Here is a 24,019-nt window from a genome sequence, read left to right as displayed (position 1 = left end):
ATAGTTAAACGAATGCTTTAAACTACCGTCATTGCGAGGTACGAATCAATCCCGAACTATGTCGGACTTAGCATGTAGGGGATTGCTTCGTGCCTCGCAATGACGGATATTCGATAGTGGCAGTCTATAACTTACAAACACGTTATTATTACGGAAGGTAGCAATCGCGAATCTTACACACCATACATAGTTCGCGATTGCCGCGCTGCGCTCGCAATGACATAATTTCCCCATCGCCTGCATGACACAGGCGATTTTCTTTTAAAGCCCTGCCCTTCAGGGGTGGGTTTGGGTGGGGTTTCTTTTTTCGTAAATTTGTACTTGATTCATGGACGAAAACAGGTTAAATATTTTAAATCAGAGTAACCGGATGCTCAGTAAGCTGCAACTGCTTTCTGTATTTTTTGGCGACGATATGATTTATAAAATTTACCTGCGCAGCCAGGTGATCCATAAGCTGTTTGAGGCCAATCCCGAGCTGGATATCAATAAACTCGACCTGTTCCACCTCCAGTTTACCCAAAGCCTTATCGACCTGCTCCGCAAGATCAAAAAAAATAACGAGACCAACGTAAGCCTGTTGTTTGACGAGATACAGATTAACCGCGAAATGATTGAACGGCTGAACGACCCAACTTATACCCTGGCAAATTTCAACCTCGAAAAGCAAAGGCAGGCACTCAAGATCAATTTGTCGTTGCGTAAGCTGTTCCAGGTATTGTCTGATAGTTCAACAGAAAATCCGCTGTCTAAAAACATCAACGCGTTTAGCTCAAGGTTTGCGGCCGATTTTTTTTATACTATTAGTACCGACCTGATGGAAGAAGTTACGGCTTTTAATCTTGCGGACGTTTACAAAAATGAATACGCCAAAATTCAGCGTAAGCTAATGGGGGTGTTGTGCAAATATGATTTTAAAACAGAATTTTATTGCGGTTTAAAGTCGGGCTCCCAGGTAATAGAGGTTTACAAGTTTATTGATACCGACAGGTATTTTATATATGCCCCCGGCGATAACCTGTTTGTTTTTTTTGACGTTGCAAAGATAGCCGGGCTGGATATGACCACCAACATGTCGAAAAAAGAGCGGCTGATGTATGAACTGAAAGACAAGAATGACCGGCTTGAAGGCAATGCCGCTGCGATGAAAGCGCACATGCCGCCAGAAATTGCTGCCCTGCTTGCCGACAATTATAAAAAGATCTCGGATATCACCTTCCTGGATAATATCAGCAATATTGATGTGCAAGCCAATATTTTAAAAAGCATGCTCAATACCGATTTAATTTAGTTTATTTAACCTTAACAAAAATACATTACCTGTTTATATGGATTTACATACAATTTTAGGCCCCGACATTAAAGCCGGCCTGCTCATTATTTTAAACCTGATCCTGATAGAAAGTTTGCTATCTGTAGATAACGCCGCCGTGCTTGCAACGATGGTACTCGATCTTCCGAAAGATCAGCGTAAAAAAGCTTTACGTTATGGTATCATTGGCGCTTATGTATTGCGGGGCGTTTGTCTTTTCCTGGCCGCATGGCTGGTGAAAATATGGTGGCTAAAACCAATTGGTGGCTTATACCTGTTATACCTTTGCTTTGATTATTTTAAAGGTAAAATTCAGGCAGCAAACGCGGGCGGCGAAGAGGAGGAAGTTGACAAAAGCAAAAATTGGTTATATAAATCAACAGTGGGTGTATTTGGGGTGTTTTGGGCCACCGTTGCGCTGGTTGAATTAATGGACCTGGCCTTCTCTATTGATAACGTATTCGCTGCGGTAGCTTTTACAGACCACGTGGTTTTGATTTACATAGGCGTATTCATTGGTATACTGGCTATGCGTTTTGTTGCCCAGGCCTTTGTTAAGCTGATGGAAAAATTTACCTTCCTGGAAACTGTAGCGTTTATTGTGATAGGAGTATTGGGCTTAAAATTATCAGCATCATTATATATCCACTTTTACCCCGAAACAGGTTTCTCTAAGATGATGGAAGGCGAAGGAGCCGATATAGCTACATCGGTATTTACCGTAGCCATATTCATTATACCTGTATTAACATCGTTGTTATTCAACTTCCCCAAGCGCCACACCATCGAACCGGAAGTAGCCGAAGCCGCGGAGGATGTTTTGGATAAGCAGTAGTTCGGTTGGCAGTGGGCGGTTTTCAGTTGGCAGTTGGCAAAACTGGCCGGCAGTAATCAGTCTAACAAACTACGCACCAATGAACAAATGAACCAGTGAACAAATGAACGAATACCAATGAACTTTAACAAAATAATAGCTTCCATATTCGGCATCGGTTTTTTAAAAGGCGGCGGCACCTATGCGGCTATAGTTACCTGCGGCGGTATTTGGTTATTGTGGCAATGTCCCGCTTTACAAAATCCGTTCTATTTGCTGGCGATAGCCATCCTTATAACCCTGTGGGGTGTATACGTGAGCAACAAGGTTGAACCTGACTGGGGCGAAGATAGTTCGCGCGTGGTGATAGATGAGGTTGCCGGTATGCTCATCTCGGTATTGTTTTTACCGCAAAACCTTTACATTTTATTGGGCGGGCTCGTGCTGTTCAGGTTTTTTGATATCGTTAAACCGCTTGGTATCCGTAAAATGGAAGCCCTGCCCAGTGGTACCGGTGTAATGATGGACGACGTGCTGGCCGGCGTATATTCCAACGCCGTGCTTTGGCTGGTTTGTATTATATTCAGACTTAAATTTACCTGCTAACTTAAAAAAAGATATTAATGCAAAATGCCGCCCGTTAACAACTTGCGGCATTTTTATTATGATAAGAATTACAGTGGGTTATTCATTTTTATTCCCGCTTTCAGCCTTGAGCCTTCAGCTTATTCGTATCGCAAGGCTTCAACCGGGTCCAGCTTTGCGGCCTTTTTAGCCGGGTAATAACCGGATATCAGGCCGATGAATGTACAAAGCACAACCGCGAATACGAGCCATCCCCATGGCACGGCAAAAGTTCCGCTTATCTGAACGGCAATGACATTACCGGCAGCCATACCTAATACAATACCCGCGGCCCCACCTATGAGGCAAATTACTATGGCCTCAATTAAAAACTGTTTACGTATTACGGCGGGTGTGGCGCCTATGGCTTTACGCACCCCTATTTCGCGGGTACGTTCGGTTACCGATACCAGCATAATATTCATGAGGCCTATGGCTGCGCCAATCAGCGTTATAATACTAATGGCAAACCCTCCTGCTGTAATCCCCTGCAGCTGACCGGATAATTCCTTCTGGATCGAATCGCTTCGTGATATTTCAAAATTATCCTGACTGGCCACATTAAGCCCCCGCACATTTCTGAATAATGAGGTTGCCTCGCCAATAGTAGCATCCAAAGCTCCGGGGCCTTTCACTTTAACAGTAACCGTATAGGATGCGTTTTTATTGGTGTCAATTTGCTTGGCTTTTAATATCGGGATAATGCAAAACTTGTCGCCACCAAATGAGCTTGACCCTTTTGAAGCAATTACGCCTACTATTTTATACTTGTTGCCACCAATAAAAACGTTTTGGTTAACCGGGTCGGAGTGTTTAAAAAGTTTTTGTTTAATCTCATCACCAATGAGCACCACGTTTGATCCGTGCTCAAGTTCGGAAGTTGAAAAATTACGGCCGAAAGAAAGCTTTTTGCCGCTGGTGGCCAGGTAGTTTTCGTTTGAGCCGGATATCGAGATATTCTGGTTTGTTTTTTCACTGCCGAATTTAGCAACAGCGGTGCCTGTAACATCAATATTAACGGCAATGGTAACGGGCAGTTTAAAGGTCTTTTTAAAACGGTCGGCCTGGTCATAAGTAATGGGCGGGTACATTTTACGGTGGCCGCCATTGCCAAAGTTTAACCCTTCGCCCCGGTTTTGGATGGTGAAGGAATTAGCCCCCAAATCGGCAAACGCATCGTTGGTAAATTGCCTGATGCCTTCAATTGCCGTTAAAATACTCACCAGTGCCATAATGCCAATGGCAATAATTAAAGCCGTAAGCGATGTACGTAACCTGTTACCGGCAATGGATTGTAACGCTATCGAAATATTTTCTCTGTAAGAGGTTTTTACCGGCATGGGCGTAATTATGTAATAATAAGCAGTTATATGACTAACAAGCCTACCGGTTTGTTACAGCGATTTAAAAGTAAATACGTTTAACAATAAAAACAGCAATGATGGATTCCATAGATAAGACTCACGCTATTTTGCACACCAATAAAAAAAGCAACTCACCGAGTTGCCTAAATATCGTAAGTAATAAAATTACAAATTTACATTACTTTATACCTGACTGCTTTTCTTAAATATTGTTAGTCTTGAATCTTTGTTCTTAACTCCTGACTCTATTTTTATACCGAGAACGATGTTCCGCAACCACAGCTGCTTGCTGCATTAGGGTTGTTAAATGTAAAGCCACGGGCATTTAAGCCATCCTGGAAATCTATTTGCATGCCCATCAGGTACATCCCGTGGGCTTTGTGCATAAATACTTTTATGCCGTCAATAATATATTCCTGGTCGCCATCTTTTTTCTGATCAAAGCCCAGTACGTAGCTCATACCCGAGCAGCCACCACCCTCAACGCCAACACGCAGGCCAAACTCTTCGCCAATCTCTTGCTGGTCCTTCAATTTAAAAAGTTCCTTAACGGCGCCCGGTGTAAATGATACCGGCAAAATTTCAACAGCAGTACTCATCTTATTTTATATTTAACTATACAAATATAAGGTAAAATGTGGATTTTTACATCCACAGCTATTTTATGACCTCTGTATAACATTTTAATAACCATGCTTACAACCCAATATTTATTAGATATTTTAAAGTTTACCATTGCCGGTGCCGGTGTTATATGGATAGCCTTTTACCTGGTTAAGCCCCATCTTGATAAACAAAACCAGGTGCAGCTGCTGGAGCTTAAGCGCAGTGTAAGCAGCCAAACCCTACCTTTACGGTTACAGGCTTATGAGCGTGTTGTGTTATTTATCGACCGTATCAATCCGGCCAACATGCTCATCCGTCTTAATGCGGGCGGCCTTTCGGCTGCCGATTTACATATTGTTATTGTTAACGAGATCCGTACCGAGTTTCAGCACAATGTTACCCAGCAAATTTATGTAAGCAGCCGGGTTTGGGCCGTGATGAAAAGAGTAAAGGACGATACCCTGAGCCTGGTGAACAACGCGGTGAAAGGACTTCCCCAAAACGCCACCGCAATGGATTTGAGCAAAACGGTGCTCATCCACCTAAGTCAGCTGGAAGATGATCCGTATGAGATAGCCGTTAACCTGGTACGACAGGACCTGGAAGAATTATTTTAAACCACGATGGCTAAAAAATTCAGCACCACATCGGGTATCGAAATAAAGGAGGTTTACACCGAACCTTCCAAAATGGACGAACTGCCCGGCCAGTTCCCTTTTACACGCGGCATTCAAAAAGATATGTACCGGGGTAAAGCCTGGACCATGCGCCAGTACGCGGGGTTTTCAACGGCCGAAGAATCAAACAAACGGTATCATTATTTATTAAGCCAGGGCACCAATGGCCTCTCGGTAGCGTTTGACCTGCCTACACAGATTGGTTATGATAGCGACCATGAGCTTTCCGAAGGCGAGGTAGGCAAAGTTGGCGTCGCCATCGATTCGTTAGAAGATATCGAGATATTGTTTGATGGCATCCAGCTAAAGGATATCACCACCAGCATGACCATTAATGCCACTGCTGCTATTTTGCTGGCCATGTACATCGCGTTAGCAAAAAAGCAAGGAGCAGATTTAAGTCAGATTTCGGGCACCATTCAAAACGATATATTAAAGGAGTATGCCGCGCGCGGTACCTATATATACCCGCCCACGCCATCCATGCGGTTAATTACCGATATATTTGAGTATTGCAGCAAGGAGGTGCCCAAATGGAATACCATATCCATATCCGGTTACCACATTCGCGAGGCGGGTTCAACGGCGGTACAGGAACTGGCTTTTACCCTGGCCAATGGTAAAGCCTACTTAAAGGCGGCACTTGAAAAAGGGCTGGACATTAATGTATTTGCCAAGCGCCTTTCTTTCTTTTTTAACTGCCATAATAACTTTTTCGAGGAGATAGCTAAGTTCAGGGCCGCACGGCGAATGTGGGCGCATATTACCAAAGAATTAGGGGCAACCGATGCCGGGGCGCAGAAACTGCGTTTCCATACCCAAACTGGTGGATCAACCTTAACCGCACAGCAACCGCTTAATAATATCATCAGGGTAAGCAACCAGGCTTTGGCCGCAGTATTAGGAGGCACACAATCGCTGCATACCAATGGTTATGACGAAGCACTATCCTTGCCAACGGAGGCAGCTGCTAAAATAGCCCTGCGCACCCAGCAGATCATCGCCTTTGAAAGTGGAGTTACCGATACCGTAGACCCGCTGGCGGGCTCATATTTTATAGAAGCCCTGACCGACGAGGTTGAAGCCGCTGCGCAATTATACCTGGATAAAATAGAAGCAATGGGCGGCGCCGTTAAAGCCATTGAGCAGGATTATATTCAACAGGAGATAGCCGCATCGGCCTATCAGTACCAGATCGATATCGAAAGCGGCGAAAAAATTCTGGTTGGCGTAAACAAATTTACCCAGCAGGAAGATGCTCCCTCGGGCGTGTTCAGGGTTGACGACTCCATCCGCAAAATGCAGATAGAAAAAATTAAAAAACTCAAAAACAAAAGGGATAACCAGGCTGTTGAAACAACTTTACAACAATTAAGAATAGCAGCAGAGGGCACAGAAAATTTAATGCCTTTTATAGTATCTTCGGTTGAAAATTATGCTACCTTAGGAGAAATCGCGGATATACTGCGGGAGGTTTTTGGGGAATATTAGTATCGCGGGTGTGGCTTCAGAATTTGTGCGGGTACCGTGCCATAATTAACAAAAGAACAGCTTTTATTTTTAATAAGCATTAAACCAGTGCTTTAGTTTTTAGTGCAACGTAAAAGGCTAAAATGGCTAAGCAATTGCCTTTATTTTACCATATAGCAGCAAAAAAAGCGGGGCTATCCAGGTGGTTTTTAACGGATTAATCAAAAAGCCTAAAAATTAATTTTAAAATAATTCAATTGCATTTTTTATTACAAAACATTGCGTTATATACAAATTTTATACTTAAAAACAACTTTTGTTGATAACTAACGAAATGTTAAAAAAGTGAAAATTTAATTTTTTTATACACTTTTTTTGGACACATTTGATGTTCCGTAACAGTCCCAAAAGAAGTTGACTGAGGGGTTGGAAATCAAATAATTACTTATATTTACTATGGAAAAAACTTGTACTAACGTTTGGAATAGCTGTCTTCAGATCATAAAGGACAACATACCGGCCCAGAGCTTTAAAACCTGGTTCGAGCCGATAAAAGCCTTGAGAATGGAAGGGAGTGTCTTGACGATACAAGTACCAAGTTTGTTTTTTTACGAATGGCTTGAAGAGCACTACGTAGGGTTATTGCGCAAAACAATTAAAAAACAATTGGGCGATGAAGGGCGTTTAGAGTACAATATTGTTGTTGAGCAATCATCATCAAGTAAACCCTATACAACTAATATGCCCTCGAACGGAAACGGAGCAGAGTCAAAAAATCAGTCGATGCCGATCCCTATCTCTATAAATAAGGATATTAAAAATCCTTTTGTGATACCCGGCCTCAAAAAGTTGAATGTCGACCCGCAGTTAAACAGGAACTATACCTTCGAAAATTTTGTTGAAGGCGACTGTAACCGTTTGGCCCGGTCGGCCGGTTATGCTGTAGCCGCCAAACCAGGTGGTACTTCATTTAACCCATTGATGATTTATGGCGGCGTTGGATTAGGTAAAACACACCTTGCCCAGGCCATCGGTAACGAAATAAAGCGTTCACTGCCCGATAAACTGGTACTTTATGTATCGTGCGAGAAATTTACACAGCAATTTGTAGACGCGCTTAAACATAATAACATTAACGATTTTGTTAACTTTTACCAGGCCATTGATGTACTCATTATGGATGACGTGCACAACTTTGCCGGTAAAGAAAAAACTCAGGATTTTTTCTTCCATATTTTTAACCACTTGCACCAAAGCGGCAAGCAACTGATCATTACATCAGATAAAGCGCCAAAGGATTTGGCTGGTTTAGAAGAACGCCTGTTATCAAGGTTTAAATGGGGCCTGTCGGCCGATTTACAGATCCCTGATCTGGAAACCCGTATGGCTATCCTTAAAAATAAGATCTACCAGGATGGTATCGAACTATCAAACGATGTTATTGAATATGTAGCCCATAATATTGATAACAATGTACGTGAACTGGAAGGCGCAATGGTATCATTACTGGCACAATCAACTCTTAACCGCAAGGAAATTGACCTGAACCTTGCTAAACAAATGTTGAAAAACTTTGTGAAGAATTCATCAAAAGAAATTTCGATGGAGTATATACAAAGCCTGGTTTGCGAATACTTTGAAGTACCTATCGAGATGGTAAAATCGCAAACCCGCAAACGCGAAATTGTGCAGGCCCGTCAAATTTCGATGTACCTGGCCAAAGCGCATACTAAAAGTTCATTAAAATCAATAGGGAATTTCTTTGGTGGCCGCGATCACTCTACTGTGATTTATGCCTGCCAAACAGTAGAAGATTTGATTGATACCGATAAAAAGTTCAAAGGCTACGTTGCCGACATCCAAAAGAAGCTAAAAATGTCCTAAACGACCTATTAAATCATATTACGATAGGCCCTGTATCAACATGCAGGGCTTTTTTTTTGATAAAAAACCAACATATAATATAAATACAAAAACCACCGTAAGCATGGTTGCCTGCGATGGTTGCAATTAGTTGTTTGTTGATATCGTTACCTGATTTTTATTTAAACCGGGCGCCAAAACCAATGCCAATCAGCCACGGATTAATTTTAACATCAGCTTTGATACCGGCAAGTGCAGGCGCCAGTTCCGGATTTGATGCCGGTGTTAAATTTGATGCGTCAACGGTAGCGTTGGTTGATAAGAACACTTTCTTAACATCTATGTTCAAAAAGAATTTCTTATTCAGATCATAATCGAATCCCGCCTGCGTGGCGAAGGCAAATTTGTTTTGATAGCTAACGTTTTTTACCACTCCGCCTGCGTTGGCATTATAAAAAATAGTATAGTTGGCCCCTGCGCCTAAGTATGGTTTAAATGCAGTACCCGTTGGCAGGTGATATTGCAGTGTAAGCGTTGGCGGCAACAGCGAAACCTTGCCCAACGTAACATCGGCAGACGAACTACCGCCAATAGCCGTTAAATTTGAGGCCGTGGTGTTTACTTTATGCCTTGATGTGCCCAATATCAGTTCGGCCGAAAAATCCTTCATAAAGAAGTACGTAAAGTCAATTTCGGGAATAACAACCTTGCTGATATTGATACCGCCGCCAATTACACCAATAGCTGCGCTTTCCTGCGGGGCAACATATACGCCGCGAACGCGTACGTCCAACTCATTTTTTTGTTGACCAAAACCCCTTAAAGAGGTTATCATTAATATTGAAAAAACGGATAATAATAATTTGTTCATGTTGTTTAATTTTTAATTACAGGTCAAAGGTATTTGCTTCAAAATATCTAAATATGCCTAACGCCATGAAGCAAAATGATACTAATCATGGCTGTTTAGATGGTTGACCGCTAATTTTACAGCGGCATACTTATGCACCTAAAAAGGCTCGCATACCGTTGATTAACCGTTTACTATCGGCTGCATAAACCAGCAAAAAAACTACCCAATGCTTAAGCCTGCAATAGTTTAAATGTTGTGATGTTGTGTTTCATTTACCGATTGAAATAGCCCGTTAATCGATACATCGCTATAAATACGCCGTTGTTACAACATCTTTAGTACAAATTGGCTGTTCGCTTACTCAGCTGGTATTGTTGCGCCAATTCACCCATAATTAATTGTGCTTATAGATGTTGTTTACTTTAAAACCCGGCAAGTTGCTTGCCCTTATCGCATGTTTTTTGTTCAGCCTGTTTTCATTCCGCCGGGCCGGGGCACAAAGCCTGGGCGATCCGGTTGTTAAAATAACCTTTGGATCGGGCACCGCCTCCAGAGCGGGCGCGCTGTCGGCCGATTCGGGATCTACCACTTATGTTTACAGTGCAAGCGGGCAAATTGGCGAAAACTATTACACCATAGCCAGCCAAAGTAATACTACGGTACACGGCGGCTTTGTAACCAGTTATGATCACGACTATGAAACAACTGGCAATACCAACGGCTATATGATGGTGGTAAACGGCAACGTACAGGCCGGCACAGTTTATACCCGAACTGTACCCGGATTATGCGGCAATACCCAATACCAGTTTGGCGTTTGGATAAAAAACGTATTATCAACCGGCGGCATACTGCCTAATATGGTTTTTCATATTTACGCTGCCGATGGTGTAACCGAATTAGGTACCGGCGTATCAACCGGCGATGTACCTACCGGTAACGTATGGCATAATTATACCGCAAACTTTACCTTACCAGCGGGTACAGGCGACGTAGTAATTAAACTGGTAAGTAATGCCAGCGGCACTCAGGGTAACGATTTTGCGGTAGATGACATTACCTTTAGTCCTTACGGATCAACGGTTTCGGCGGCTTTCAACGGTTCAACCACAGGTACCGAAACCACTTGTGCGGGCTCGGCACAAACCTATACCATCAAGGCCACCAGTACGCTGGCCAGCGGCTATGTGCAAAAACTACAGGTATATACCAATGGCGCATGGACAGACCTAAGCACCGCTGGCACAGCAACTACTTATACTATAACCGCACCTACCACGGCCGGTACCTACCTATACCGCCTGGTTTCGGCTATAACAGCAAATATCACATCGGCCAGTTGCGTTGTGGCATCCAATAATTTAACGCTGACAGTTACCCCGGCGCCGGTAGCCGCATTTACCGTTGCCAATCAAACCTGCCTGGGCACGGCAAATGTATTTACCGATGCCTCGGTAACCAACGGATCAACCATACAATCATGGGCCTGGAACTTTGGCGACGGGCAAACATCGGCATTACAAAGCCCTACACATACCTACGCTAAAACCGGCACTTATACAGTAACACTTACCGTAGCAGGCAATACTGGCTGCACACCGTCGGTTGCTACCAAAACCGTAACTATTAATGCGTTGCCTGTAGCGGCGTTCAGCTTTACCACGCCCGATTGTTTAACCCAAGCGGTTACCATTACCGATCAATCAACAACAGGCACGGGTACAATTACAACCTGGCTTTGGGATTACGGCGACGGCACAACCGAAACCAAAACCACCAATACAGCTTTTACTCACCTGTACGCCAATGCAGGCACTTATAGTTTAAAGCTAACCATTACCAATACGGGCGGGTGTACGGCTGTGCTTACAAAAAGCCTTACAGTAAGTCCGCTGCCGGTAGCGGCATTCAGTATGCCCGATGTTTGCCTGGCCGATGCATCGGCTACGTTTACAGATAACAGCACTATTGCCGATAACACCACCGGTAGTTTTACCTATTTGTGGAATTTTGGCGATGCCAACGCAACTACCGCCAATCCCAATACATCCACCCTGAAAAACCCGTCGCATAAATATACCCGGGCGGCGGTGTACCAGGTTACGCTTACGGTAACATCGGCAAGTGGCTGTACATCCACCATCACCCAAAGTTTTACCGTAAATGGATCCATACCGGTAGCATCATTTACTGTAGCCAATTCATCGGCGCTGTGCAGCGATCAGCAGGTAAGCTTCACCAACACCTCTACTGTGGATTTTGGCAGTATTACCAAAATAGAGTGGTATTATGATTATGGCAATAACCCCGGCACAGTTGAAACCGATGAAAGCCCGGCCTACGGCAAGCTATATTACCACACCTATACGGCTTTCCATACCCCGGCCACGCAAAACTACCAGGTGCGCATGGTAGCTTATTCTGGCGGTAGCTGTGTATCCGTTATGGATAAAACCATTACGCTGCTTGCCGTACCCGATATAACATTTACCGCGCCATCGGCAGTATGTGTTAACGGCGGCACTGTACAGTTGGCCGCCCAGGAAACTGCCGGGGTAGCCGGTACGGGTGTATACTCGGGCACAGGGGTAAGCAGTGCTGGTTTGTTTGATCCGGCTGCAGCAGGGGCAGGCACTTTTACTATAACTTATGTTTATACAGCCACAAATTCCTGCCCGGTCTCGGCAAGCCAGGCTATTACGGTAAATCCTATCCCGGTTATTACTACGGGGCCAGATATAACAGTATTATCGGGCGGAACTGCCAAGCTGCCGGCTACTGCAACGGGTACCGGCCTCACATATTTATGGTCGCCGGCAACTTATCTTAATGATGCTACTTTGTTAAACCCAACGGTTACACCTACCGACGATATCACCTATACACTCACGGTAACCAACAACTCGGGCTGCCAGGTAAGCGGGCAGGTGAATGTTTCGGTATTGCAGGGGCCGGTGGTACCTAATGCCTTCTCGCCCAATGGCGATGGCGTTAACGACCAATGGAATATCAAATACCTGAACACCTACACTAACTGCACGGTTGAAGTTTATAACCGCTACGGCGCCAGGTTATTTGCTTCGGTAGGGTATGCTGTCCCCTGGGATGGAACCTACAATGGTGCAGCCGTGCCCGGTGGCGTATACTACTATATCATCAACCCCAAACATGGCAGGAGTACCATGTCGGGGTCGTTGACTATTGTCAGGTAATTTGCAAAAGCAGACTAAAAATTAAAGGACGTGACGGTTGAAAATAACCTATTTGTTTTTTTATTTTATATTTTCAATAATTATTGAAAATATAAAATAAACTGTATGTTTGTATTGTTAATCAACAACAATACCCGCAACAATGAAAACGCTTAACAACCACATGATCCTTTTTGATGCCGAATGCCCCATGTGCAGTGTTTATACCAAAGCCTTTGTAAAAACCGGCATGCTTGATGATGGTGGCAGGACTGCTTACCAGACCATGCCCCAAAACACCTGCCCGGTTTATGACAGGCAACGTGCCGTTAACGAAATAGCCCTTATCAACCTAAAAAGCGGCGAGGTTACTTATGGCATCCAAAGCCTGTTTAAAATATTGGGCAACGCCTGGCCGGTATTTACACCCTTATTTGCTTTTAAACCTTTTGTTTGGCTGATGAGTAAGGTATATGCTTTTATCTCCTACAACAGGCGGGTTATCATTCCGCCGGTTCATGAGGATACGGACTTTGCTTACAAACCTTCTTTTAAACTCCATTACCGGATAGCCTACCTGCTGTTTACCTGGTTTTGCACCGCGTATATATTAACCCGCTATGCGCATTTGCTGGTGGGCATGGTACCGCCGGGCAATGCTTACCGCGAATACCTGATTTGCGGCGGACAAATCATTTTCCAGGCCATTATAGTCAGCACCTATGCCAAAAACAAGCTTTGGGCCTACCTGGGCAACATGATGACTATCTCTTTTGCCGGCAGTTTGCTGCTGCTTATCCCGCTTGCTGTTAACCATTGGTTTCATCCCGGGCCGTTAATGTGCACCATGTTTTTTATAGGTGTGGCCGGGCTGATGTTTTTAGAGCACATCCGCCGTACAAAGCTGCTGCAATTGGGCCGGGTAATGACCATCAGCTGGGTAATTTACCGCATTGTTTTATTGATCCTTATCCTAAACTGACATCATGAAAGCATACAAAAAGATAGTATTGGCGGGTGGCAATGGTTACCTGGGTACTGTGCTGGCCCAATATTATAAAGATTTGGCCGATGAGGTTATTATCCTGGCCCGCAAACAAGCTCCCGCTGTTGATAACATCCGCACGGTAGTTTGGGATGGCAAAACAGAAAATGGCTGGACAGTACAGCTCATCCACGCCGATATGCTCATTAACCTTTGCGGTAAAAATGTAAACTGCCGCTATACCAAAAAGAACAAAGCTGCGATCATCGCCTCACGTGTTATACCTACCAAATTATTAGGCGATGCCATCCATAAAATGGTTGACCCGCCAAAACTGTGGATCAACATTACCGCTGCCACCATTTACCGCCACGCAGAAGACCATCCGCAGGACGAAGCAACCGGCGAGATAGGTTACGGGTTCAGTATCGACGTATGCAACATCTGGGAAAGCACTTTCTTTAAGTGCGAAACGCCTCACACCCGTAAAATAGCTTTGCGCCTGGGCATCGCGCTTGGTCGCAGCGGCAGTGTTTTTCCGCGCCTGCTCAACCTGGTAAAAATGGGAATGGGAGGCCGGCAAGGCGGCGGGCAACAATACCTTGCCTGGGTGCATGAGCACGATGTAGCCCGCAGCACCCAATTTTTGCTTGATCATCCCGAAACGGAAGGCGTTTACAATTGCGCCGCACCCTATGCCGAAAAGAACGCCGACTTTATGCAACTCATCCGCAAAGCATATGGTATGCCTGTTGGCCTGCCCGCACCACAATGGTTGTTGGAGATTGGCGCCCTGGTTATCGGTACAGAGCCGGAACTGATATTAAAAAGCCGCTGGGTAAAACCGCAGCGCTTACTGGATGCCGGGTTTACGTTTCAGTATGAAAAGGCGGAATATGCGATACATGATATTTTGAGTATAAGGGGGTAGGAATCGGATGCCTGTGTCCTCACAGGCATCTTGCCGCTATGCTGTCGGCTTACCGGATCAAACGGAGAACATTAATCTGTGAGGACACAGATCGGGGAAATAGCGTTTGCCGAAAATTCTGCATCCATAACGTATTTGAGATCAAATAAGCATCAGCTTTGAACGCTGGCGAGTCTACGTTTGATGCACCTCATTTTCCCCTTAAAAATTGCAAAACCTGAAAATCAGCAAAATATATTGAGGAGTAACAGCCCGCATTTAAATATCATCCCCCACTTTCTTCCCCACCTCTTTCGTCATTTTCAAAGTAAGCAGTAGCAAAAGCCCCAAAGCAATTATAATGGCCACCCAAATCAATACGGTATAATCCTTTCCGGCTTTGGCCTGGGCCTGCAAAACAGTATTGTTTTTAACAACAGCTCCGTGGCTAATGGTTGGGATATTATCCTTTATGCTATCGGCAAAAAACTTCAGGTCGTATTCTGGTGTCTGCGCGGTCGAATCGCCGGCAAGCAGGCGGTAGCTTTGTTTGCCATCAAGATAACTTACCAGGTACTGGTCGGTTTGGTAAGCATCAATGCCGGTAATGGTTAATGGCTGGTTATCGCCATTGGCTATCTGTAACAACAGCTGGCTGGCCTTCGCAGAAAACAACAGGTCGTTATTTTTGGTCGAATTTAATTCAGCTTCGGCAACAACTTCTTTATAGCCGCCAATAATTTGGTACACCGTTATGTTCCGTTTGAAGTATTTAGGCGCGCTGATATTTAAATGCAGCTTATTTACCTGGTAATTATCATTTAGTTTTATGCTGATAAAGGTGGTTTTATTGCTGTCGGCATGCGTAAACCGAAGCGAGGGGATGGGTGTATAAGCCAGCGTTTTGGCATATTCGGTATAAATACCGGCCTGCAAAAACTTAATAGGGGTTTTGTTTTTATCGTTTACCAGCATTTTCAAATAACGATAGCTGCTGGCCGGGAACGAGAGCAATTGCATGTAGGAGCCTTCGCTGTTTTGTACTGCCTCCTGCAAGGGGATGTTTTCCTGTATGGCAAACCATTGCTGCAGGTCGTCGCTACCCATCAGGTTTACCTTGCGTTGCACGGCGGTATTTTGCAGTTTTATCCACAGCCTATCAAGCGCCAGGCCTGTTTTATTTTCAACTACATAAGTGGTGCCTGTATCGGCCGGCAGGCGCGCATCTACCCGGTTAAAAACAACAAAGCTTTGCTGATTTCTTTGCGGCAGGCTGCCGGCCTGTATGTAAGGCACAAAGTTGCCTTTGGCATCGGCAATGCGGATATCGGCCATGTCATTCCCGGCCTTGGCCACAAAGCCGGGTTTCAGGCTGATGCGGTAAAAGCCCGTACTATCCACCTGTTGCAGGGCAGCGCCATATTTAAAGCTTTTTTGCGCCGATGCCGTAAACATCAATCCACAAAAAAAAACGGTTAAGGCAATGTTAGTTTTCCTTGTTTTTAGCAGTTTCATCATCGACAATAATTTTTTTAACCTTTTGGTACATGAAGGATATAATAAGCAGCAGTACGCCCAGGCAAAAGAATGCCGCTATTTTTCCGGCCTGCGGTATATCTACAATATCATAAGTAAACAGTTTGAGCAGCGTTACCGAAAACAGGGTTAACGATACTATCCGCATGGTGCGCATTTTATTACGCATACCCAGCCACATAAGGACGAAAGACAGCAAGCCCCATAATATAGGCAGCGTGGTTTTAACGTACACCGTTTCTACACGTTCAATGGAGTGCATATTGCTGTAAAATAACAGGTTACTAAGCAGGCAAAACTCCAGGCTTAAAAACACTACAATGCCGGCGCTCAGGATCCAGGTGAAAAGCGTTTTCATCCCTTCGTCCATAGTGGTTTGGCAAAGGCGGATGGTACGGTAAAATAACAGGCCGATAAGCACGGCGCTTATCCAGTGTGCTGCAAAATGGCCCGAAGGTGTTTTTTTGCCGGTGAGGATATCTGCTAATAAGCCAAAATACTGCGGCATTAAAACCAGGTATATGATAATACAAACCCAAAGTATGGCTATCCGGATGTTGTTACTAAATTGAATTGCCGGTACTTTTAACGATACCAGGTAATAGCCCAGTATAAAAGCCGGCGTATACAGCATCATGTACAATATATTGAGCGATGTATCTGGATACCTGTTTAAAAACTGGTGGTTAATCTCGACAAGGCCGCTTAAAAATAACAGCCCCAACCCTACGGAGCTGAATATATGCTTGCTGAATTTTATCCCGGTGTCGTCACTTTCGCCGCGGCTTACCAGCACCGATAAGAGGAACGAGCTGATGGCGGCTACCAGCGTTGTAATAAAGCCCCTGTTTGCAATAACGGTTAGCTTAATAAGGTGATCGGGGTAAATCTGGGACCAGTCCATCAGCAGGCTTAGCAACATGGCTATCCATAAAATAAGCGAGGTAAGCTTCATTAATTTGATTGACGAACGGAGATATAACCAGTAAAGCACCACGGTTTCGGCAGCCCAGAACAGGGTAATACTGTTGCCATGCAGTTGAATAGGCGCAGCCAGCGATATAAAGGTGAGCGTAATGCCAATAAGCAGGTACAATACATTGGTATCAACCTTGCGGTTACGGAACAGGATGTATGACAGGATGAGATTTACTACTGCCAAACTAATGCAAAACAACCCGCGGAATTGCTCCTGGTGCATTGCGGTGAGCAGGTACAAGCCGGCCGCAAAATAAAGCCCGGTATTGATTAGCAGGATGCTGAAATCTGACCCGATAAATTTTTTTTTCTCCTTAACGTTATTGGCCACATTGATGGCGAAGTAAAGTACATAAAATATACTGCCGTAAATTAACCCGTAATGATAGGTTGGGGCCGTGAGCGTATACACAACCCCGCCAAATACAATGACCGTAAATGCGAATGATACGATATTGAGCACCCGCCATGCTTTATAATAGGCAATGATGAGCAGGCCGGTATTCAGTATGAGCAGGTAAATAAATAAAGCATCGTAATTGGCTTTGCCTGTGCTCACCATAAAGGGGCTGGCAAAACCGCCAACAAGCGCTATAACCGCAAGTTCTTGCTTATCGTATAGCAATGAAAGCAGCACCGCGAAAATGGTAATAACAATAAGGATAATAAATGCCGCGGTTTGGCTGAACAGGTGAAACTGGTGAAAGGCCAGCGTTATGGTAAAATAAAACACGGCCAAACCGCCACCAGCCAATACCGAGCTGAACGCTTTATAACTGTTGCGTAACCAATGGGCAATACCTACCAATATAGCGCCGCAGGCAATACCAATACCTACACGGCCGGCAGGGCCAACCCAGCCGCTATCAATAGCGAATTTTACAAAGTAGCCAATGGCCAACACCAATATGGCTATACCTATTTTATTAACCAGGTTTTCGCCAATGAATTTCTCCAGATCGGGGTAGCGTTCAAAAAAGGAAAGCTGTGGCTGTTCGGGTACCGGTGGGGTGGGTGCGTTTGTTTTTACAGGGCGGTTAATAGCAGGTATGCTATCGCTGATTACTTGGGGTTGTCTTTCAACTTTAACAGGTTCCGGCTCAGGTTTTATTACTGGAGGAACCGGTAAAACAGGAGGTTCGGGGGCCTTTATAACGGGAATGTCTTTGATAACAGGTTTAGCAACCTCTTCGCGTTTGGGATGGTCTTCCGTCAGTTTGGATACCCGCAAATGCTCAATCATCCGCTTTAACTCCAGTACCTGGGTTTCAAGCGCTTCTATATGGCGGCCAACACTGCTTTTGTTATTTACAATTAAAACAATAATCAATATGAGTAAAACAACGATAAAAAAATCCATAGCCTTAGGTTTATTAAAATTAAAGATAGCGGAATTATGATATTAATACGTGTTTTTAACAAATAAGAGGGGTTTGTTCCTGAACGCAAAGATGCATAACTGCGACAGGCAGAATGTAGTGCGGTTACATCAACATCAGTTTGAACGCCGGCTACGCAGCGCCGGCCGACCACCCGCCGGGTTACGCCGTACAGAGGGCGAAGTTTATTCTTTCATTTTTTAGCCCCGCGTCGCGATATGCACCATTTGCATTTTCATAACTTCAGGAAAGTTTACAGCATACTTTACCGGGAAAACTATTCCTGGTCCGGTTTTTTCGGCAGGTTTTTCATGTTGAATTTGGGCTTGTAAACTGGCTTAGCGGCAGGCGTTTCTGTGGCGGGCCCGGCGCTTTCTGCTTCAGGTGGCCATGGTGCAAGGGGTTCGGTTTTTACTTCGGGCGCCGGAGTTACATCTTCTTCTACAACGGGCTTTGGCTTCATCATGGCCGCGTTAAACCGTGGCTTAAAGCCGGGTTTGGCAACAGGCGTTTCAGCGGCTGGTACAGGTGGCTGTTCTTTTACTTCCGGCTCATCAGCAGGGGCATCGCTTTCTTCGGCAGGCTTTGGCTTCATCATGGCCGCGTTAAACCGTGGCTTAAAGCCGGGTTTGGCAACAGGCGTTTCGGCGGCTGGTACAGGTGACTGTTCTTTTACTTCCGGCTCATCAGCAGGGGCATCCTTTTCTTCAGCGGGTTTTGGCTTTACCATTGCCGCGTTAAACCGTGGTTTAAAACCGGGAGGCTTCGCAGCAGGTGTTTCTGCGGGCGGTGTAGCCGCTCCACCTGCAACATCCGTTTTTTGTTCAATAGCATCTGCACCTTCAACCGCTTTGGGTTTCACCATGCCCGGGTTAAAACGTGGTTTAAATGCTGGTTTGGGTACCATATTTTCGGATGGTATTGATGCACCTGCCGGTGTCGTTTCTTCAGGCTTTTCTTCAACAGGTTTTGGTGGCACCGCTGTGGCCCTGAATTTTGGCGTAAAACCAACTTTTGGAGATGGTGTTGCGGGTGTTGTCAAACCATCGGTAATCGTTTGTTCGGCCAAAGGATTGGCAATGTGTAACCGTTCGGTTTTAATTTCGGGTGCCAACGGAAACCGGCGCCTTAGTTTATTGAACCAGTATTTTTTGGTATGATCAAAACTTTTCTCGCCCATTTGCTCAAAGTGATCTTTAAATTCCGAAAACAATGATCCCTCGGCTACTTGTAAGGCAGCAAGGTCAATCTTTTTCTTTTTAAAAAACTCTTCGAATAGCATAAGAATTAGATATTAGAATCAAGAGTCAGGAATCAAGACAAATCGTCTGCATTCAAAACTCTTGATTCTTGATTCTTGTATCTTGACTCTATAAAGTCACGTCCACATCCAATTGATTAAAGTGGATGCCTTTATCTGTTTGTTTCCAGTCGTCACGTTCCTCGTCGGTAGCGTTCATCAGTTTGGGGAACCACTCCAGCGGGAAAGCTTGTTGCTTACCATCGGGTTTTTCTACAAAAAGCAGGCCGTTAGCAAAGCTTACTTTTACTTTCTTTTCTTCCTTACGTGAGCTGAATAGTGGCATGTTTCTTTTAATTTGAGAATTTGAAGATGTGTCAATTTGAAAATGAAAAAAGCACTATTGATTTGAGGATTTGAAAATAAAAAAGCATCAGCGCTTAAAAATAATTTCCGCCTTTATCAGGCCGTCTTCAAATTACTACCCTATCAAACCATCTTCAAATTTTCAAATCCTCAAATTTTCAAATCAAAGTTTATTCCGCCATGTTATGGTACACCGCCTGTACGTCGTCGTCCTCTTCCAAACGGTCAATCAGTTTCATGATATCAACTACTTGTTCTTCGGTTACTTCATGGAACGATTGCGGTACACGCTCCAGTTTGGCCGATTTTACTTCAACTCCGGCTTCTTCCAGCGCTTTTTGCATTTTTCCAAAATCTTCAAACGCGGTGTGGATAACGCCGATGTCTTTTCCTTCTTCATCTGCTTCAACAAACAGGTCTTCCAGGCCGGCATCAATCAGTTCAAACTCTAATTCCTCCAGGTCGCGGTCGCCCGGCTCAAAGGTGAATACCGATTTGCGGGTAAAAATAAAATCTAACGAGCCGGTTTTTCCAAGCGAGCCGCCATATTTGGTAAAATAACTGCGCACGTTGGCAACTGTGCGGTTCGTATTATCGGTAGCTGTTTCAACCAAAACGGCAACGCCATAAGGCGCATAGCCTTCATATACAAGCTCTTCGTAATCTTTTTCGTCGCGGCTGCTGGCACGTTTTATGGCGGCTTCCACGCGGTCTTTAGGCATATTTACGGCCTTGGCGTTTTGTACCGCGGTACGTAAGCGCGAGTTGGTATTTACATCGCCACCGCCTGCTTTTACGGCCATTACAATTTCTTTCCCTAAACGGGTAAACTGCACCGCCATTTTGGCCCAGCGCTTAAACTTTCTTTCTTTGCGGAATTCAAATGCTCTTCCCATAACTTTTGTTTTGTCGATGGTCCATAGCCTATAGGCCATGGACGGGCAGCGAATATAATACTGTTTTAATACGTATGCAAAAATACGATTAAAACCTTTATCCTTTAACCTTTTACCTGGTATCGGGGCAGCGGAGATACCCGCCACCCACCTAAATAAAATATAAAATCATGTAACGATAATGGCGCAGCACATGTCTTATAATCATGATGAAACTGATACGCGTATTTCTGTTGCCCTTATTCATGCTATTACTTTTTAATGTTGTCCCGGCACAAACCAACATCGGCAAAATTTCGGGGACGGTTTTGGATGATACTAAGAAGCCGCTTGATGGCGCGACAGTTATTTTACTTGCCACAAAAGATTCAAGCGTGGTAAGTACCCAGCTTGTTAACCCGGATGGTGGCTTCGTATTTAAAAACATAAAGGATAATACCTACCTTATTAAGGCTACTTATATTGGCTATAAAACTTACCTAAGCGACCCGGTGATTGTAAGCCGGCTAAAACCGGTTAATTTACCCCCGTTTATTTTATCGCTGGCAGGCAAAAAGTTAAATGAGGTGGCTATAACTGCCCAAAAATCATATGTGCAACAAAAAATTGACCGCACGGTAGTTAATGTTGGGGCGCTGATATCAAACACCGGCGCCAACGCTTTGGAAGTGTTGGCTAAAACACCCGGTGTACAGGTAGATGCCGATGGCAATATCACCTTTAAGGGAAAAAGCGGCGTAATGGTGATGATTGATGATAAACCAACCTATCTTTCTGCCGCAAACCTGGCAACTTACCTGCGCTCGTTACCGTCATCGTCATTAGATCAGATAGAACTGATGGATAACCCGCCGGCCAAATATGATGCCGCAGGAAATGCAGGCGTAATTAATATAAAAACTAAAAAGAACACCACCAGGGGGTTTAATGCGGTGGTTTCGGCCAATTATGCGCTCGGTTTTTATGGGCGTACAGACGAAAGCATCAACATGAATTACCGCGTTGATAAAATTAATATTTTTGCTAACCTTGCCTATAACAAGCAAAAAACCTTCAGGCGGCTGGAAATTGACCGCGATTATTTTGATGCCAATGGAGATAGAACCTCATCCTTAAAGGATATATCCTACTTCAGGCCATCCGGTAATAACACCAATATTAAAGCCGGGATGGATTATTACTCGTCGTCAAAAACTACCTGGGGTGTGGTATTTACCGGCGAAATATCACGCGATCATGACAGCAGCCCGGTATACAGCTTATTATATGGTAAAAGCGGCGGCCTGGATTCAACCATAAATACCCTGAATACATCTACCAATAAGTTTGACAGCAAGGGTATAAACCTGAATTATACCCATAAGTTTGATAGCACAGGCCGTACACTTACATTCGACCTGGATTATATTCACAATGCAGCCGGCAGTAACCAGATGTTTGTAAACAACACTTTTTTACCCGATGGTACTTTAACAAATTCACAAACGCTGACTGATAATTTGCCATCCACCATTAATATCTATTCTGCAAAGGCCGATTACACCCGTCCGCTTAAGGGCAAGGCAAAGCTGGAGGCCGGGGTTAAAAGCAGCTATGTGAGTACAGATAATGCGGCCAATTATTTTAATGTGATTGATAATGTAAGCACCATTGATTACAACAACACCAACCGGTTTTTATATAAAGAAAACATCAATGCTGCATACGTTAATTTTAACAAAACCCTCGGCCGGTTTTCATTACAAACAGGTTTACGGGCCGAGAACACCAATGGTTCCGGCCATCAGCTGGGGAATGCCCAAAAAGCCGACTCATCATTTGTTAAGCACTATACCAACCTGTTCCCGACGGCTTATTTTTCATACAACCTGGATACAGCCGGCCATAATGTGCTTGCCATGTCGTATGGCCGGCGCATTGGAAGGCCCAGCTACGGAAGCTTAAATCCTTTTACCTTTTTTGTAGATAAGTTTACTTACTTTTCGGGCAACCCTTTCCTTAAATCGCAGTTTACTGATAATTATAAGCTGGCGTATAGCTACCGGAGTTTGTTTACCGTTGCGCTTACCTATAATTACACTACCGATGTTCAGGGCGAAACTATTCACAACAGCAACAACGTGTTCATCAGCACCCAGGGCAACATAGGGCGACGGAAAACAATCAACCTGTCTGCCAATACCAACTTTCAGCCGGCCAAATGGTGGTCGGTTAACCTATATGCCGAGGTTTATAAAAACACTTACCAGGGGGCGTTTTACACCGGGTACCTTAATCAGTCGCAATACACATTTTCGGGCAACGGTAACAACCAATTCACTTTATCCAAAACCTGGAGCGCCGAATTAAGCGGCTTTTATGATAGTGGGGGCACTTACGGACAGTTTGTTACACTACCCAAAGGCATGCTTAACGCTGCCATTCAGAAAAAAATATTGAATAATAAGGGCTCCATTAAGTTAAATGCGCGTGATATTTTCCACACCTTCAGGCCAAGCGGCACCATTACCAATATTGTGGGCGCCAATGCCACCTTCCATAATTTTTTAGATACCCGGGTAGCCACCCTGGCATTTACCTATAGTTTCGGTAAATTAACCAACACACCCCAAAAGCGTGATACCGGCGGCGCCGAAAGCGAACAAGGCCGGGCGCATTAATTGTAGCGGGTGTTTTTGAATATGGAGGCACAGCCAATAAAGCCCGTGTCGGTGTTGGATAATTCCATAGGTGCCGGGACGGCTTTTTAGTTTCCTCCCAACAGGAGGTGCGGCTAAGTTTGAGCGCAAAGGCAGGGAGGGGTTTATACGAGCGCCGAGTTGCAAAGCGACTTGAACGCCTGATTTAACCCCTACCTCTTCCTTCCCCAGGGAAGGAATCGCACACACCCTGCGCTTTTTTTCTTCCAAGCACCTATTGACCTATTGAGATAACTTCAGCAATGGCATGGATATC

The 24,019-nt window shown here is 44.5% G+C and carries 18 protein-coding genes; 10 read left to right on the top strand and 8 right to left on the bottom strand.

Annotated elements, in window-relative coordinates; all coding sequences use genetic code 11:
- Window positions 1-328 precede the first annotated feature (328 nt).
- The 3 genes from BMX56_RS20615 (at window position 329) to BMX56_RS20605 (ending at window position 2,732) form a co-directional block, all read left to right on the top strand.
- On the top strand, window positions 329-1,291 hold the full coding sequence (locus BMX56_RS20615; protein ID WP_090651557.1) for a hypothetical protein: 963 nt from the start codon (window positions 329-331) through the stop codon (window positions 1,289-1,291).
- 37 nt (window positions 1,292-1,328) lie between these two features.
- Window positions 1,329-2,147 carry a TerC family protein gene (locus BMX56_RS20610; RefSeq protein ID WP_090651556.1) on the top strand — a complete coding sequence of 273 codons (819 nt, stop codon included), beginning with the start codon at window positions 1,329-1,331 and terminating at the stop codon, window positions 2,145-2,147.
- 117 nt (window positions 2,148-2,264) lie between these two features.
- A complete protein-coding gene (locus BMX56_RS20605; RefSeq protein ID WP_090651555.1) occupies window positions 2,265-2,732 on the top strand; it encodes a phosphatidylglycerophosphatase A family protein in 468 nt (155 codons plus the stop codon).
- 119 nt (window positions 2,733-2,851) lie between these two features.
- On the opposite strand, the gene BMX56_RS20600 is transcribed toward BMX56_RS20605, so the two are convergent.
- Entirely contained in the window at window positions 2,852-4,090 is a 1,239-nt protein-coding gene (locus BMX56_RS20600; protein ID WP_090651554.1) for an ABC transporter permease, read from the bottom strand.
- A gap of 275 nt (window positions 4,091-4,365) precedes the next feature.
- The gene (locus BMX56_RS20595) at window positions 4,366-4,713 is read right to left on the bottom strand and encodes a HesB/IscA family protein (RefSeq protein WP_090651553.1); all 348 of its coding nucleotides are present in this window, start codon (window positions 4,711-4,713) and stop codon (window positions 4,366-4,368) included.
- Between the two features lie 93 nt (window positions 4,714-4,806).
- Here BMX56_RS20595 and BMX56_RS20590 point away from each other — a divergent pair, with 93 nt between their 5' ends.
- The 3 genes from BMX56_RS20590 (at window position 4,807) to dnaA (ending at window position 8,751) form a co-directional block, all read left to right on the top strand.
- A complete protein-coding gene (locus BMX56_RS20590; protein WP_090651552.1) occupies window positions 4,807-5,337 on the top strand; it encodes a DUF7935 family protein in 531 nt (176 codons plus the stop codon).
- 6 nt (window positions 5,338-5,343) lie between these two features.
- Window positions 5,344-6,888: an acyl-CoA mutase large subunit family protein gene (locus BMX56_RS20585; RefSeq protein ID WP_090651551.1), complete on the top strand. Its 1,545-nt coding sequence runs from the start codon at window positions 5,344-5,346 to the stop codon at window positions 6,886-6,888.
- A gap of 435 nt (window positions 6,889-7,323) precedes the next feature.
- Window positions 7,324-8,751: a chromosomal replication initiator protein DnaA gene (gene dnaA, locus BMX56_RS20580; RefSeq protein WP_090651550.1), complete on the top strand. Its 1,428-nt coding sequence runs from the start codon at window positions 7,324-7,326 to the stop codon at window positions 8,749-8,751.
- A 157-nt stretch (window positions 8,752-8,908) separates the two neighbouring features.
- Here dnaA and BMX56_RS20575 read toward each other — a convergent pair whose 3' ends face one another.
- Window positions 8,909-9,601, bottom strand: a complete 693-nt coding sequence (locus BMX56_RS20575; RefSeq protein WP_090651549.1) for an OmpW/AlkL family protein — start codon at window positions 9,599-9,601, stop codon at window positions 8,909-8,911.
- A gap of 392 nt (window positions 9,602-9,993) precedes the next feature.
- Here BMX56_RS20575 and BMX56_RS30620 point away from each other — a divergent pair, with 392 nt between their 5' ends.
- The 3 genes from BMX56_RS30620 (at window position 9,994) to BMX56_RS20560 (ending at window position 14,690) form a co-directional block, all read left to right on the top strand.
- Window positions 9,994-12,795 carry a PKD domain-containing protein gene (locus tag BMX56_RS30620; protein ID WP_090651548.1) on the top strand — a complete coding sequence of 934 codons (2,802 nt, stop codon included), beginning with the start codon at window positions 9,994-9,996 and terminating at the stop codon, window positions 12,793-12,795.
- 142 nt (window positions 12,796-12,937) lie between these two features.
- Window positions 12,938-13,756 carry a DCC1-like thiol-disulfide oxidoreductase family protein gene (locus BMX56_RS20565; RefSeq protein WP_090651547.1) on the top strand — a complete coding sequence of 273 codons (819 nt, stop codon included), beginning with the start codon at window positions 12,938-12,940 and terminating at the stop codon, window positions 13,754-13,756.
- Window positions 13,757-13,760: 4 nt separating this feature from the next.
- The gene (locus tag BMX56_RS20560) at window positions 13,761-14,690 is read left to right on the top strand and encodes a TIGR01777 family oxidoreductase (protein ID WP_090651546.1); all 930 of its coding nucleotides are present in this window, start codon (window positions 13,761-13,763) and stop codon (window positions 14,688-14,690) included.
- Window positions 14,691-14,948: 258 nt separating this feature from the next.
- Here the strand turns inward: BMX56_RS20560 and BMX56_RS20555 are convergent, their stop codons facing one another.
- The 5 genes from BMX56_RS20555 to BMX56_RS20535 form a co-directional block, all read right to left on the bottom strand.
- The gene (locus BMX56_RS20555; protein WP_090651545.1) at window positions 14,949-16,187 is read right to left on the bottom strand and encodes a DUF3999 family protein; all 1,239 of its coding nucleotides are present in this window, start codon (window positions 16,185-16,187) and stop codon (window positions 14,949-14,951) included.
- Window positions 16,156-18,543: a DUF2339 domain-containing protein gene (locus tag BMX56_RS20550; RefSeq protein ID WP_090651544.1), complete on the bottom strand. Its 2,388-nt coding sequence runs from the start codon at window positions 18,541-18,543 to the stop codon at window positions 16,156-16,158. Before BMX56_RS20550 ends, BMX56_RS20555 begins: the two co-directional genes overlap by 32 nt.
- Before the next feature lie 296 nt (window positions 18,544-18,839).
- On the bottom strand, window positions 18,840-19,844 hold the full coding sequence (locus BMX56_RS20545; RefSeq protein WP_090651543.1) for a hypothetical protein: 1,005 nt from the start codon (window positions 19,842-19,844) through the stop codon (window positions 18,840-18,842).
- A gap of 88 nt (window positions 19,845-19,932) precedes the next feature.
- A complete protein-coding gene (locus tag BMX56_RS20540) occupies window positions 19,933-20,148 on the bottom strand; it encodes a DUF2442 domain-containing protein (protein WP_090651542.1) in 216 nt (71 codons plus the stop codon).
- 190 nt (window positions 20,149-20,338) lie between these two features.
- The gene (locus tag BMX56_RS20535; protein WP_090651649.1) at window positions 20,339-21,064 is read right to left on the bottom strand and encodes a YebC/PmpR family DNA-binding transcriptional regulator; all 726 of its coding nucleotides are present in this window, start codon (window positions 21,062-21,064) and stop codon (window positions 20,339-20,341) included.
- Between the two features lie 206 nt (window positions 21,065-21,270).
- Here BMX56_RS20535 and BMX56_RS20530 point away from each other — a divergent pair, with 206 nt between their 5' ends.
- Window positions 21,271-23,724 (top strand): TonB-dependent receptor, encoded by a 2,454-nt coding sequence (locus tag BMX56_RS20530; RefSeq protein ID WP_090651541.1) that lies wholly within the window; start codon window positions 21,271-21,273, stop codon window positions 23,722-23,724.
- Window positions 23,725-24,019: the final 295 nt, after the last annotated feature.

It is taken from the genome of Mucilaginibacter sp. OK283, from assembly GCF_900110415.1.
GTDB lineage: Bacteria > Bacteroidota > Bacteroidia > Sphingobacteriales > Sphingobacteriaceae > Mucilaginibacter.
Note: the sequence above shows the minus strand (reverse complement) of the source record. Positions and strands in the feature narration are given on the sequence as shown.